The 12,449-nt window shown below is 61.5% G+C and carries 16 protein-coding genes; 14 read left to right on the plus strand and 2 right to left on the minus strand.

The window, feature by feature from the left end; genetic code table 11:
* Positions 1–53: 53 nt before the first annotated feature.
* The gene (locus HMPREF1261_RS07560; protein WP_023030516.1) at positions 54–587 is read right to left on the minus strand and encodes a TetR family transcriptional regulator; all 534 of its coding nucleotides are present in this window, start codon (positions 585–587) and stop codon (positions 54–56) included.
* Between the two features lie 161 nt (positions 588–748).
* Here HMPREF1261_RS07560 and HMPREF1261_RS07565 point away from each other — a divergent pair, with 161 nt between their 5' ends.
* Positions 749–1,516 carry a hypothetical protein gene (locus HMPREF1261_RS07565; protein ID WP_023030517.1) on the plus strand — a complete coding sequence of 256 codons (768 nt, stop codon included), beginning with the start codon at positions 749–751 and terminating at the stop codon, positions 1,514–1,516.
* Position 1,517: 1 nt separating this feature from the next.
* Positions 1,518–2,060, plus strand: a complete 543-nt coding sequence (locus HMPREF1261_RS12160; protein WP_023030518.1) for a hypothetical protein — start codon at positions 1,518–1,520, stop codon at positions 2,058–2,060.
* Here HMPREF1261_RS12160 and HMPREF1261_RS07575 read toward each other — a convergent pair.
* On the minus strand, positions 2,047–2,946 hold the full coding sequence (locus tag HMPREF1261_RS07575; RefSeq protein ID WP_023030519.1) for a YbjN domain-containing protein: 900 nt from the start codon (positions 2,944–2,946) through the stop codon (positions 2,047–2,049). The genes HMPREF1261_RS12160 and HMPREF1261_RS07575 overlap by 14 nt on opposite strands.
* Positions 2,947–3,083: 137 nt before the next feature.
* Here HMPREF1261_RS07575 and hisD point away from each other — a divergent pair, with 137 nt between their 5' ends.
* The 12 genes from hisD to HMPREF1261_RS07635 all read left to right on the plus strand — a co-directional run bounded on the left by hisD (position 3,084) and on the right by HMPREF1261_RS07635 (position 12,448).
* Positions 3,084–4,394, plus strand: coding sequence for a histidinol dehydrogenase (gene hisD, locus HMPREF1261_RS07580; protein WP_023030520.1), 1,311 nt, complete (start codon positions 3,084–3,086; stop codon positions 4,392–4,394).
* Positions 4,395–5,507, plus strand: coding sequence for a histidinol-phosphate transaminase (locus HMPREF1261_RS07585; protein WP_023030521.1), 1,113 nt, complete (start codon positions 4,395–4,397; stop codon positions 5,505–5,507).
* 3 nt (positions 5,508–5,510) lie between these two features.
* Positions 5,511–6,113 (plus strand): imidazoleglycerol-phosphate dehydratase HisB, encoded by a 603-nt coding sequence (gene hisB, locus HMPREF1261_RS07590; RefSeq protein ID WP_023030522.1) that lies wholly within the window; start codon positions 5,511–5,513, stop codon positions 6,111–6,113.
* A gap of 3 nt (positions 6,114–6,116) precedes the next feature.
* Entirely contained in the window at positions 6,117–6,284 is a 168-nt protein-coding gene (locus HMPREF1261_RS13045) for a hypothetical protein (protein ID WP_023017276.1), read from the plus strand.
* Positions 6,281–7,531, plus strand: coding sequence for an MFS transporter (locus HMPREF1261_RS07600; RefSeq protein ID WP_023030523.1), 1,251 nt, complete (start codon positions 6,281–6,283; stop codon positions 7,529–7,531). The genes HMPREF1261_RS13045 and HMPREF1261_RS07600 overlap by 4 nt, the downstream gene beginning before the upstream one ends.
* 3 nt (positions 7,532–7,534) lie before the next feature.
* Positions 7,535–8,167: an imidazole glycerol phosphate synthase subunit HisH gene (gene hisH / locus HMPREF1261_RS07605; protein WP_023030524.1), complete on the plus strand. Its 633-nt coding sequence runs from the start codon at positions 7,535–7,537 to the stop codon at positions 8,165–8,167.
* Positions 8,168–8,180: 13 nt separating this feature from the next.
* Entirely contained in the window at positions 8,181–8,969 is a 789-nt protein-coding gene (priA, locus tag HMPREF1261_RS07610; RefSeq protein WP_023030525.1) for a bifunctional 1-(5-phosphoribosyl)-5-((5-phosphoribosylamino)methylideneamino)imidazole-4-carboxamide isomerase/phosphoribosylanthranilate isomerase PriA, read from the plus strand.
* Positions 8,970–8,972: 3 nt separating this feature from the next.
* Positions 8,973–9,743, plus strand: coding sequence for an inositol monophosphatase (locus HMPREF1261_RS07615; protein WP_023030526.1), 771 nt, complete (start codon positions 8,973–8,975; stop codon positions 9,741–9,743).
* A 23-nt stretch (positions 9,744–9,766) separates the two neighbouring features.
* On the plus strand, positions 9,767–10,537 hold the full coding sequence (gene hisF, locus HMPREF1261_RS07620) for an imidazole glycerol phosphate synthase subunit HisF (protein ID WP_023030527.1): 771 nt from the start codon (positions 9,767–9,769) through the stop codon (positions 10,535–10,537).
* Complete coding sequence (gene hisI / locus HMPREF1261_RS07625; protein WP_023030528.1) at positions 10,534–10,896, plus strand: phosphoribosyl-AMP cyclohydrolase; 363 nt, start codon at positions 10,534–10,536, stop codon at positions 10,894–10,896. Before hisF ends, hisI begins: the two co-directional genes overlap by 4 nt.
* On the plus strand, positions 10,896–11,531 hold the full coding sequence (locus HMPREF1261_RS07630; RefSeq protein WP_023030529.1) for a TIGR02234 family membrane protein: 636 nt from the start codon (positions 10,896–10,898) through the stop codon (positions 11,529–11,531). Before hisI ends, HMPREF1261_RS07630 begins: the two co-directional genes overlap by 1 nt.
* 86 nt (positions 11,532–11,617) lie before the next feature.
* Positions 11,618–12,448 carry an indole-3-glycerol-phosphate synthase gene (locus HMPREF1261_RS07635; protein ID WP_005278561.1) on the plus strand — a complete coding sequence of 277 codons (831 nt, stop codon included), beginning with the start codon at positions 11,618–11,620 and terminating at the stop codon, positions 12,446–12,448.
* The last annotated feature ends 1 nt before the right edge of the window (position 12,449 follow it).

Consider the following 12,449-nt stretch of genomic DNA (forward strand, 5'->3'; position numbering starts at 1 on the left):
AGAGATCGTACTCGCTTGTGCTTAGCAGAAATCCGCCGAGGGGGTGAAGCGTTTTAATCCGCCTCGCTGTGCTGCAATCCGGCATTGATAATCCGCACGCCACGCACCAAATCGGCGCGGTAGTCCGCCGGGGTAGCCCCGCCGGTGGTTTCTAAAAGCTGGCGCTGGGATTGCTCGAGTAGCGTGGCGCCCAGGACGAGGTGCACGGCGGAAAGGGCGGCGGCCTTGCGGGCGGAATTATCGAAATCGGGGCAGGTGGCGGAGCTAAACTGCGCGACGAGGTGATCCCACGCCGTGGAATCCGGCTGCGAGAGGCCGGCGATGGCGACCTCCGCGCCATCGCGCCGGGCCAGGAGCAATTCGCGCAGGTGCAGGCTAATTTCTTCAAGCGTGGAACCGGCGACGGGGGCGATAATATCTTCGGCAAGAGCGGCGATGAGGGCCTGCTTATTGGCGATGTGCCAATACAGTGCGCCCGGGGCAACGCCGAGGGAAGAGGCGACGCGGCGCATGGTGACATCGGCAAGCCCATACGTATTCAATAGGGTCGTGGCGGCGTCGATGATGGCCTCGCGATGTAGTTGCACAGTGGAAATTGTACGTGTTTCGCCGCGCCAAGGAATAGCTCACAGGTACTTTTCAGACTGCAATAATGTCCCTTGCAAACTTGCATTGTTAGGATTGCGGGGACATAAGAACCCGTCGTGAGGCGGCTTCGCATTCGAAAGATTGATTCAGGAGCTCTCCCTTGTCCTTTTTGACCCCTGCTAAGAAGTCCCTTTTTGCGGTCGCTATGGTTGCCCCGCTTGCCTTAGCTGCATGCAGCTCAGATGACGAGGACGATTCGACGAAGACCGCGTCGTCTTCGTCCGCCTCCTCGTCTACTGAGACCTCCGCAAAGGAATCGGCGAAGAAGTCTGAGGACAAAGACGCCGACAAGGAAAAGAAGGAAAAGGAAGAAAAGGATAAGAAGAAGGCCGCCGAGGACCCTAAGGACAAGGGCGAAGAAGGCGGCAATGAGGGCGCTAATACGAACCCCATGCACAACGGGGACGATCCCTTCGCCAACGCCCAGGACATTAAGCCCATTGAAGGCGGACAAGAAGCCAACGATGGCGATAAGCAGGCCATTGAGCAGTTGGTGCGCGGGCAGCATGAGATTGACAACGTCAAGGAATACTTTGGCTACATGCCAGCCCACGCCTGCAAGGCCGTGCGCGAAGGCGAGTCCGGGGATTTCCAGCAGTACCTCAACTACGTCGATAGCCTGCCCAACCAGTCGTTCTCGGAATACGCAAACTCCATGCGCCAGCAAGGCCAGGGCAATCCCCAGATCAACGAATTTGCCAACCAGCTAGAGGCCATTCCTACCTCCACCAAGCTGGAATCGGTCAATGACGTTGTGGTCAACGGCGATGACGCCTCCGCTACCGTGAGCGTGTCAAACTCGGAAGGTACCGATACCTCCACCGTTCGTTTCCGCCGCGAGGACGGCAACTGGACCTTCTGTAACTAAAATGTCTTCCCGCCAAGCTCGCTTGCCCCGCACTCTCGGCTTTGGTGCGGGGCTCCTCGCGTGTTCCCTGCTCGTTTTCGGCATCTGCGGCGCGCTCTGGGGGTTTATGCGCCCCACGATGACCGGCCGCGCTGTCGACGGTGGCGGCTATGCCATTGAAGCGGTGGGCAACGCACAATTCGTTGCGTTTATGACCTTTGCGCTCGCTACGGGTTTCCTGGGGCTGTGCCTGGGGCTAGCCGCATTTGTCCAGCGCCGCGGGCGCGGTCTCGCGATGTTGCTGTGGGTGGGGGCATGCGCCTTCGCCGGTGCCGTGTCCTTCTACGTCTTTGGCGGGATCACCGCAACGCACCCGCCGGAGAACCCAGGCGATGTCGTGGAGTTTGCACCGAACTTTTCTCCCGCCGTGGCCTGGGCGGTAGCCCCATTTTTGTCCATGTTTTCCTACTGGTGCACCGCGTTTATTAGCTCCGACGCGGACTGGGAAGTTGTGGGGCGAGAGGCTGCGGATGAGGCGCAACGGGAAGTAGTTACGCCCACTTAACCGGGGAGCTGCCGCAAAATTCCCGCGCGATTTCATCGATTGCGTGCAAGATCGCATCGAGGCTCTGGCTTAAAACCCGTTGCAACTGCTCCTGGCTGAGCCCCGCCCCAATAAGCGTCGGCACATCGACGTGGACGTGGAGGCCGTCGTCGTTGGCGCGGCAGTAGGCCGTGGCGCTGTGGCTTATCAAGTTCCAGTCATTGCAGATCAAAAACAAACGGGTGAACTCGTCCTCATCCGCATTGAGAGCCCACCGGCCGGTGATAATGAGGCTTGGCCCAGAGTCGAGGGTGAAGGTGCAGGCGATGGAATTGACCAGGGCAAATAGGCAGATTTCACCATCGCTATGGAAGCTGTCGATCCCTATCTGCGGCAGAGTGGCGGCGAGGAAATCCAGGGTGACTGCGGGCGGGGAAGCAGCATCGTCTTGAGCTAGCAACAGCTCTGGTTCTTGGGCAAGGGCCGGAAATTCGCGCGTCGCCACGCTCATGAGCACCTCTGCGCCGCGGAGCGCGGCGGGCACAAACGCGGCTAGTTGATCGTGCGTTGGTGCAGCCCCAGTGGTGAAATGGCTCTGCCCACACAGCACCAGCGAGCCCGCCTCGTCATAGTCCAGCAGGGCGGTGGGGTAGAGGCAATCGGCATTCCACGTGGTGATGAAGCGGGACAGCTCGGCGGCATCGCCCAGCGCAACCGCACCCCGCGGAGTGGTGTGCAGGTGGATTACCACACCGTCGGCCTGCGACACAGACACCAAGGTGGAGCCCTCCTGCCCATGGGAGATGACGAGTTCTCCAGTAGGTAGCGCCCAATAGGAAAAATCATTCTCGCGGACGATGGCGCGCAGGTGCCGCTCAAGACTGGTGGATTCAAATTCGATCATCATGCACCGCACACTCGCCCTCGCTGGAATTTGCTTTGAGTCTATCGCCCAAGAGGGTGTTCCCGCGGCGCTTTGGGCGATAGTATATTGGTTTGTCTACAGATATAGCCCACGGTGATCAACCAGAAAGTGAGCCAGGAATGCTTCGAACCATCGATCTCCGCGGTCAACAGCTCCGCCCCGCTACGCTGCGCCGCGTCCTTCCGCGCGGCGGCACCGATGTGAATTCCGTCATGGGGACCGTCGTGCCGATGGTCAATAAGGTGCGCGATGAGGGCGCCCAGGCGGCGCTGGATTATGGGGAGCAATTCGATGGAGTGCGCCCGCCGTCCCTGCGCGTGCCTGAGGCGGAACTGCAGCGGGCCGCCGAAGAGCTTGATCCCCAGGTGCGCGCGGCCATCGAGGCCTCCATCGAGCGGGTGCGCCGCGTGCATGCGGATCAAAAGCCGGAGTCGCACACCACGCAGCTGGCCCCCGGCGCCACCGTGACCGAGGTATTCCGCTCCATCGAGCGCGTTGGCCTCTATGTTCCCGGCGGCAAGGCGGTCTACCCGTCCTCTGTCATCATGAATACCGTGCCCGCGCAAGAAGCCGGTGCCTCCAGCCTGGTGGTTGCCTCCCCACCGCAAAAGGAGGACGGCGGCCTGCCGCACCCCACGGTCTTGGCCACGTGCCACATGCTGGGCGTGGAGGAAGTATGGGCCGTCGGCGGGGGCCAGGCGGTAGCTCTTTTGGCCTACGGCGATGCGGACGAAGACGTAGAGCCCGTGGACATGATTACCGGGCCGGGCAATATCTTTGTCGCCGCAGCCAAAAGGGCGGTGCGCGGGGTGGTAGGCACCGATGCGGAGGCCGGCCCGACCGAAATCGCCATCTTGGCGGATGAGACCGCGAACCCCGTCTACGTGGCCTACGATCTCATCTCCCAGGCAGAGCATGATCCGATGGCGGCTAGCGTGCTGATTACGGCATCGGAAAGCGTGGCCCAGCAGGTGCAGCAGGAGGTCGAGCGCCGCTATACGGCAACGGAGAACTCCGCCCGGGCAGCCGAGGCCTTAACCGGCGAACAATCCGGCATCGTCCTGGTGGATTCCCTGGAGGCGGGAATCGCCGTGGCGAATGCGTATGCCGCCGAGCACCTAGAAATCCACACCGCGGATGCGCGCGCCGTGGCAGAGCGCATCAACCACGCCGGCGCCATTTTCGTCGGCGCGTATTCCCCCGTGCCCTTGGGGGACTATTCGGCCGGTTCCAACCACGTGCTGCCCACCTCGGGCACGGCGCGGTTTTCCGCGGGGCTTTCCACCCACACCTTCCTCCGGCCGGTCAACCTCATCGATTATGACCGCGGCGCCCTGGAAGAAATCGCCCCCAACGTCATCGCCTTTGCCAATGCCGAGCGCCTTCCCGCCCACGGGGAGGCCATCCGCGCCCGATTCGAGGAGAAATAAATGGCCCAGCTACATGACCTACCGCTGCGCGAGGAATTGCGCGGCGAGACCGCCTATGGCGCCCCGCAGCTGCGGGTGGCCTACCAGCTCAATACCAACGAAAATCCTTTCCCGCCTTCGCCCGCGCTTGTCGATGCCCTCGTGGACGAGGTCCGCCGCTGCGCCAGCTCGCTCAACCGCTACCCCGAGCGCGATGCGGTCGAACTGCGCACCGAGCTAGCCCGCTACGTTTCGCAGCAAACCGGCGTGGATGTCACCTACGAGCAGGTTTGGGCAGCCAACGGTTCCAATGAGATCCTGCAGCAGCTGTTGCAGGCCTTCGGCGGGCCGGGGCGCAGCGTGCTGGGATTTACGCCGTCGTATTCCATGCACCCAATCCTGTCTGCCGGTACCCACACCCGGTTCATCGAGTGCCCGCGCGATGAGAACTTCGCCATCGATATGGACCGCGCCTTGGCGGCGGTGGCCGAGCACCAGCCCGACGTCATCTTTGTCACCACCCCGAATAACCCCACCGGTGGGGTGACCAGCCTGGAGGATATCGCCGCGCTTATCGATGCCGCTCCCGGCATCGTCATCGTCGACGAAGCCTACGCAGAGTTTTCTGACTCGCCGTCCGCGACGAGCTTGTTGGAAAAATACCCCACCAAGCTCGTGGTCTCCCGCACGATGTCGAAGGCCTTCGACTTTGCCGGCGGGCGCCTGGGCTACTTCGTGGCGGACCCGGCCTTCGTGGAGGCCATCATGCTGGTGCGCCTGCCGTATCACCTCTCCGTCTTATCCCAGGCCGCGGCCACCGTGGCCCTGCGCCACAGCGCAGATACCCTCGCCACCGTGGAAACCATCGCCGCCGAACGCGACATGGTGGCCGGGCGCCTGCGCGAGATTGGCTATACCGTCATGCCGAGCGAATCGAATTTCCTATTCTTTGGCAATTTTGCGGATCAACACCGCGTGTGGGAGCAGTTCCTGGATGAAGAGGTACTCATCCGCGATGTAGGGATCGACGGGTACTTGCGCGTGACCATCGGCCTGCCAGAAGAAAATGCGGCCTTTCTGGCTGCGGCGGAAAAACTAGCGACTACAGTAGGAGCGGATACTTCAAAGGAGTGATTTATGACAAACCGTGTGGGGCGTGCCCAAAGAGCAACATCGGAATCGGACATCACCGTTTCCATCGACCTTGACGGCACTGGGAAAAGCGACATTTCCACTGGGCTGCCGTTCTTTGACCATATGCTTACCGCATTTGCCACACACGGGCTCTTTGACCTGCAGGTTAAGGCCACCGGTGACGTGGAGGTAGACGCCCACCACACCGTGGAAGATACCGCCATCGTATTAGGCCAGGCCCTGCGCGAAGCAGTGGGGGATAAGGCCGGGATCCGCCGCTTCGGCTCCCAATTACTACCCATGGATGAGGCGCTGGTAGAGGCGGTCGTGGATTTTTCGGGCCGCGCCTACTTCGTGATGAATGGCGAGCCGGACCATCTGCAGTGGCAGGTCATCGGCGGGCACTATGCCACGGTGATTAACTGCCACTTCTTCGAATCCTTGGCCACCCACGCAGCTATTACCCTGCACGTCAACGTGCGCTACGGCCGCGATCCGCACCACGTGACCGAGGCGGAATACAAGGCGGTAGCCCGCGCGCTGCGCGCTGCCGTGGACCACGATCCGCGCCAGACCGGCATCCCTTCGACGAAGGGAGCCCTGTAGCCCGTGCAGTTTATGATCCTCATCCTGTTTCTGGTGGCAGGCCTCTTGGTAGGAGGGGCCTGGTCCGCGTATCAGCAGGGCTCGAAGTTTTTTACGGTTGTCGCCGCGCTTTTAGCCGTTATCACCGCGGCCGCGGCCATTGCCTGGATGGTTGGAGGCTTTAGTAAATGAGCGAATCTCAAGAGACCAATATTTGGAAGGTGCCCGGCTATACGCCGACGATGGTAGCCATCGCCGCCGCCTTTGGCGCTTGGTCCATCCTGCTTCCCGTGGTGCCGCTGGCCGTCATTGACTCCGGCGGTTCCGCGACCCTGGCGGGTGGATCCACCGGTATCTTCATGGCCTTTACGGTTGCCACGCAGATCATATCGCCGTGGCTGTTGCGCCGCTGGGGCTACAGGCGCGTGATGGCGCTGTCCGCCTTTACCTTGGGCGTGCCGGCCTTCGGCCACCTGTTGGGTACCGACGCCTGGATCGTCTTGCTATTTTCCGCCATGCGCGGGGTGGGCTTCGGCGCCCTCACCGTGTCCGAATCCGCGCTCATTGCAGAGCTCTCTCCGGTACGTCTGCTGGGCAAGGCTACCGGCATGATTGGTGTATTTACAGGCTTGGGCCAGATGATCTTCTTGCCGCTCGGCCTGTTCATGGCGGATTCCCTAGGCTATGCGTCCACCTATATCACCGCCGGCCTTATCGGCTTCTTGGGCTTTGCCATGTGCCTGCGCATACCCAAGATCAAGGTCACCTTGGCCGAGGATAACGATGAAGAAGTCAATATCATCCGCGTTCCCACCTGGAAGCTGGTATTGGTCCCGGCCCTGGCCTTGACCACTTTCTCCATGAGCTACGGCGCCATTTCCTCTTTCTTGTCCCCCGCGATGCAGGAGCTCGATGCCGCAAGGGGTGCCAGCCTGGCCGGCATCATGCTGTCAATCGTGGGCGGTGCGGCGATGATCTTCCGTTACTTCGCCGGCGTGGTGGCGGACCGTACTGGCGCCCCAGGCAGCCTGTACATTCCAAGCCAGATCATGGCGATCATCGGCGTCGGGACGATTTCGCTGACCCTATTTATGGAAAGCTCCATCTGGTGGCTGGTGCTCGGCGCCGTTCTTTTCGGTGGCGCCTTTGGCATCGCGCAAAACGAGGCCTTGCTATCCATGTTTGACCGGCTGCCCCGCGAGCGGGTCTCGGAGGCCTCGGCCATTTGGAATATTTTCTACGATAGCGGCACCGGCCTGGGCTCGACCCTGCTCGGCGCCATGGTGGCGGGCTACGGCTATGACGGCGCCTTCGGAGCTGGGGTTGCGATCCTTATCGCTGGTTTGCTGCTCACCACGGCGGACTTCATCTTGGGCCGGACTCGCGTGAGCGAGACCAACGATATCCGCACCCGTTTGCGTCGAATGCGTAAGGTATAGCCCATGACAAAATCGGTGGTGTTATTGGACTACGGCGCGGGCAATATTCGCTCCGCCCAGCGTGCCCTCGAGCGCGTCGGGGCGGAGGTCACCGTCACGGCGGATCCTTATCAGGCCCTCGAGGCAGACGGGCTGCTGGTTCCCGGCGTGGGCGCGTTCGATGCCTGCATGACAGGGCTGAAGGCCGTGAATGGGCCGAGGGTCATCGGCCAGCGCTTGGCAGGAGAGCGGCCGGTCATGGGTATTTGTGTGGGAATGCAGGTGCTTTTCGATGCCGGCGTCGAGCACGGCATCCACTCCACAGGCTGCGGCGAATGGCCGGGTACGGTCGAGCGCCTGCAATCCGACGTGTTGCCGCATATGGGCTGGAATACCGTCGAGATGCCAGACGGCAGTGCCATGTTTGCAGGTCTTAACGCCGATGAGCGGTTTTATTTCGTGCATTCCTACGGTGTTCGCCGTTGGGAATTGGAAACCGTCATTACCCGCCCGCCGCTGGTGAGCTGGTCCACGCACGCTGGCGATTCTTTCGTGGCGGCGGTGGAAAATGGCGCGCTGTGGGCCACGCAATTCCACCCCGAAAAATCCGGGGATGCGGGCGCGCAGCTATTGGAAAACTGGATGCACACGCTCTAGGTAGGATGAAACCATGACTTTTACGCTTTTGCCCGCAGTCGATGTCGCCGGCGGCAAGGCCGTGCGTTTGGATCAGGGAGAGGCCGGCACCGAAAAGGTCTACGGTGCCCCGCGGGATGCAGCCCTTGAATGGCAGCGCCAAGGCGCCCAGTGGCTGCACTTTGTTGACCTCGATGCCGCCTTTAATCGCGGTTCCAACCACGAGCAGATGGCGGGGATTACCCAAGAACTCGGCATTAATGTCGAGCTTACCGGTGGCATCCGCGATGATGCCGGGGTAGAGCGCGCGCTGGCTACCGGCGCGAACCGCATCAATATTGGCACCGCCGCCTTAGAGAACCCAGAGTGGGTAGAAAAGATTCTTGGGCACTATGGCGAAAAGGTCGCCGTGGATTTGGCGGTGCGCTTAGAAGATGGCGAATGGCGCACGAAGGGCAATGGCTGGGTCTCCGATGGCGGGGATCTCTGGGAGGTGCTCGAGCGCCTCGATGCCGCAGGATGCCAACGCTTTGTGGTCACGGATGTGTCCAAGGACGGGACGCTTTCTGGGCCCAATGTGGAATTATTGCGCGAGGTAGCAATGGCAACCGATGCCAAGGTCACCGCCTCCGGTGGCATTTCCTCCCTGGCGGATGTTAGCGAGCTGGCCCGGTATGAAAATGAGGGCATCGATTCGGCGATCATCGGCAAGGCGCTGTATGAGGGAAACTTCAGCCTGGAGGAGGCGCTAGCGGCGGTGGCAGAGGTAGAGCCGCTGCCCGCAGAGGTGCCCATCGATCCTTATGTCCCCGAGGAAGGGTAATCAATGATGGATCCGCGCGAGTTGGTGGCCTTCGCGGAGGCGGCCGTTGACCAGGTTGAGCCCATCTTTCGATCCGGCATCGGGGCGCCGCCGGCCCACTTTAAAAGCCGGGGCGATTTTGCCACAGAGGTGGACTTGGCCATCGAAAAGCAGCTGCGCGATATCTTGCAGCAGATGACCGGTATCCCGGTCTATGGGGAGGAATCCGGCGGAAGCATCCACGACACCGTGTGGGTGGTCGATCCAATCGATGGGACCGCGAATTATTCCGCGGGCAACCCCATGGCGGGTATCTTGGTGGCTTTGGTTCACGAGGGCCAGACTGTCGTGGCCATCTCAGATTTTCCCCTCTTGGGCAGGCGCTTGGTGGCCAGCGACGGCTCGCCGCTGCGTTCTGCCGGTGGGCCGTCCGGCGGTTTCGGTGGCGGGGAAGAGTCCCCAGAATTCGATGATGCCCGTGGGCACGTGGGATGTTTTTCCAACCTTCCCACTGCGGCATTCCACGAGCTGCGCGAATCCGGCTTGCGGCCGCGCATCACGGGCTCGGTGGGACTAGATAATGCCTTCGTGGCCCAGGGCGTATTTGACGGTGCCGTGAATTTCTCGCCGCACCCGTGGGATAACGCGGCGGGAGCGCTCCTTATCAAGGCGGCAGGGGGCATCATCACGGATCCGGAGGGCAATCCGTGGACCGTGCAGTCGCGGGGTATGGTCTCTGGTACGCCGCAGGTGCACGAGACAATCCTAGAAATCCTATCTCATCACTTAGATTAAACCTGTGAAGGAGTAAGCCCCGCATGGCTGTAGCCGTACGCATTATCCCGTGCCTTGATGTGGATCAAGGCCGCGTAGTCAAGGGCGTAAATTTTGCGCACCTGCGCGATGCAGGAGACCCCGTGGAATTAGCCGCGCGCTATGAGGAATTGGGCGCAGACGAACTGACATTTCTCGATGTCTCCGCCTCCAAGCACGGCCGGTCCACCATGCTCGATGTGGTACGCCGCACCGCCGATCAGGTCTTTATTCCGCTGACCGTGGGTGGGGGAGTGCGCAGCGTTGACGATGTCCGCGAGCTCCTGCGCACTGGCGCGGATAAGGTATCGGTCAATACTGCCGCGATAGGCAATCCCGCCCTCCTGCGCGAATTGGCGGAAGTTTTTGGATCGCAATGCATCGTCCTATCGGTCGACGCGCGGCGCACCGATGCGGCGCACGCACCGTCGGGCTTTGAAGTCACGACGCACGGCGGGACGACATCGGCTGGCATCGATGCAGTGGAATGGGCCCGCACCGGCGCCGAGCTAGGTGTGGGGGAGATCCTTTTAAACTCCATGGACGCAGATGGCACGAAGGCCGGATTCGACCTCGAGCTTCTGCACGCGGTGCGGGAAACGGTAAACATTCCCGTCATCGCCTCCGGCGGAGCGGGCGCGGCAGCGGATTTTCCACCCGCCGTTGAAGCCGGTGCCGATGCCGTCCTGGCAGCGAGCATTTTCCACTTTGGAGAGGTAGAAATTGGCGAGGTCAAAAAGGCGCTGGCAGACTCCGGATACGAGGTGCGCCGGTGAACACTCCCGCAGATTATGAGCTAGACCCGCAGATAGCTGCGCTGCTCAAGCGCAATGAGCAAGGGCTCGTGCCGGCGGTTGCCCAATCCGATTCCGGCGAAGTGCTTATGCTTGCCTGGATGGATGACCACGCGCTGGCCCACACGCTGGCGACGCGCAAGGGCACCTACTTCTCGCGCTCGCGCGGCGAGTATTGGATTAAGGGCGAGACCTCAGGACATACGCAGGACGTACTCGGTGTGCGCCTTGATTGCGATGGCGATACCATCTTGCTGACCGTGCGCCAGCGCGGTGCCGCGTGCCACACCGGTGACCGGACCTGCTTCGATGCGACAGTTCTTTTAGGGGATGATTCCTAATGACGAGGCGACTTGGCCCACTCCTTATCGCGGTGGGCACGGCAGTGCTGTGGTTTTCTTCCCGCAGCACCTGGGTAAAAGCGGTAAGCGAGGACGATAAATCAGGCTCAGCAACCAATGAGATCGTGGGCTCGTCGTGGTCCTTAGAGCTTATGGCATTGACGCTGGTTCTCCTGGCCGGTGTGCTCGCTGGCCTGGCCCTGCGCCGAATGGGGCGGCGCATCGTGGCCATTGTGTGCGCCCTTGCCGCCGCAGCCGCTGCGTGGAGCCCCATTAGCCTGCTGACCAGCCGTGCTGACGCCCAGCGCGCGCAAAAAATATTGCAGGGCGCGTCCGCGAATGAGAACGCGGTGGATTCTGCCGCAATTTCTGATTGGGCGACCGTCATTTCCACGGAAATCACCAAGCTCGGCCCCATCGTCGCCATTATCGGGGCCGCACTGGCATTTTTCGGCGCCGTACTCTTGGCCCAGAACCCAGGCAAGGACAAGGTCAAGGCGTCGAGCAAATACGAAACCCCTGCCGCCCGCCAAGAAAAGCTGGCGGAAGATTTGGAGACCTCATCCGATTCCGGCCGTGTGATGTGGGACGCGCTCGATAGCGATATCGACCCGACTGATGTGAGCCGTAAATAGCCCCGTTCGCGCAGCACAATTTCCGGAAACGCCCCGAATAGCGTTAATCTAAGTGTGATTTTAATCGCGCTTGGAGGGAGGTGCTCATGCCCACACCCATAGCCGTCGATCACCTGGTCGCTGGGGTGCTTGAGGATGTCGCCGCGCGCGAAGCACGCGTTTCCTTCCAAGACATCAAGGCGCGCTCGCGGGATATGGAGCCTCCCCGCGATGCCCGCGCGGCGCTTTTAAAACCAGGGTGTTCGGTCATTACTGAGCTCAAGCGCGCCGTTCCTTATACCGGGGAAATTGCCCACGTGGGCTCGGCCGAGCAGATGGCCGAATGGGCGCGCACCTTTGAAAACTGCGGCGTGCATCTGATGGCCTGCCAAACGGATACGCGGCGCTTTAACGGTTCGCTTGAGGATATGGCGGCCGCGCGCGCTGCTATCGATATCCCGATGATGGCGCGCGACCTCATCGTGGATCCGTACCAGATTCATGAGGCTCGCTGTTTTGGTGCCGATGCAATCCCGCTGCAGGTCGAGCTTTTAGAACAAGCCCGATTGGAAGCCCTCTTGGATCGGGCGGAATCGTTAGGGATGACCGCCATCGTGGAGGTGCGAACCTGCGGGGAGGTCAACCGCGCCATTAAGGCCGGCAGCAGTGTCATCGCGATCAATGCGTGGTCGCTTGCCTCCGATGAGATCAACCGGGAAGCCTTTAACGATATTGCCCCGGGGCTGCCGGAATCGCTCCTGCGCATTGCCGTGGGCGGGGTAAATAACGCCCGCAACCTCTTCCACTATGCCTCTCGCGGGGCGGATGCGGTATTGGTCGGCGAATCCGTCATGGCGGCCCAGGATCCCACCGCCTTGGCACGCTCTCTGGTGGCCGCGGGCCAGCACCCAGCGTGCCCGTCGCGTAAAAGTTCCTAGG

The organism is Corynebacterium sp. KPL1818 (assembly GCF_000478135.1).
GTDB lineage: Bacteria > Actinomycetota > Actinomycetes > Mycobacteriales > Mycobacteriaceae > Corynebacterium > Corynebacterium accolens.

Excerpts from the sequence above, each read along its gene's own strand:
- HMPREF1261_RS12160 (WP_023030518.1), top strand. The coding sequence starts at position 1,518 with ATGTCTTCCCGCCAAGCTCGCTTGCCCCGCACTCTCGGCTTTGGTGCG.
- HMPREF1261_RS07575 (WP_023030519.1), bottom strand. The coding sequence starts at position 2,946 with ATGATGATCGAATTTGAATCCACCAGTCTTGAGCGGCACCTGCGCGCC.
- hisD (WP_023030520.1), top strand. The coding sequence starts at position 3,084 with ATGCTTCGAACCATCGATCTCCGCGGTCAACAGCTCCGCCCCGCTACG.
- HMPREF1261_RS07585 (WP_023030521.1), top strand. The coding sequence starts at position 4,395 with ATGGCCCAGCTACATGACCTACCGCTGCGCGAGGAATTGCGCGGCGAG.
- hisB (WP_023030522.1), top strand. The coding sequence starts at position 5,511 with ATGACAAACCGTGTGGGGCGTGCCCAAAGAGCAACATCGGAATCGGAC.
- HMPREF1261_RS07600 (WP_023030523.1), top strand. The coding sequence starts at position 6,281 with ATGAGCGAATCTCAAGAGACCAATATTTGGAAGGTGCCCGGCTATACG.
- hisH (WP_023030524.1), top strand. The coding sequence starts at position 7,535 with ATGACAAAATCGGTGGTGTTATTGGACTACGGCGCGGGCAATATTCGC.
- priA (WP_023030525.1), top strand. The coding sequence starts at position 8,181 with ATGACTTTTACGCTTTTGCCCGCAGTCGATGTCGCCGGCGGCAAGGCC.
- HMPREF1261_RS07615 (WP_023030526.1), top strand. The coding sequence starts at position 8,973 with ATGATGGATCCGCGCGAGTTGGTGGCCTTCGCGGAGGCGGCCGTTGAC.
- hisF (WP_023030527.1), top strand. The coding sequence starts at position 9,767 with ATGGCTGTAGCCGTACGCATTATCCCGTGCCTTGATGTGGATCAAGGC.
- HMPREF1261_RS07630 (WP_023030529.1), top strand. The coding sequence starts at position 10,896 with ATGACGAGGCGACTTGGCCCACTCCTTATCGCGGTGGGCACGGCAGTG.
- HMPREF1261_RS07635 (WP_005278561.1), top strand. The coding sequence starts at position 11,618 with ATGCCCACACCCATAGCCGTCGATCACCTGGTCGCTGGGGTGCTTGAG.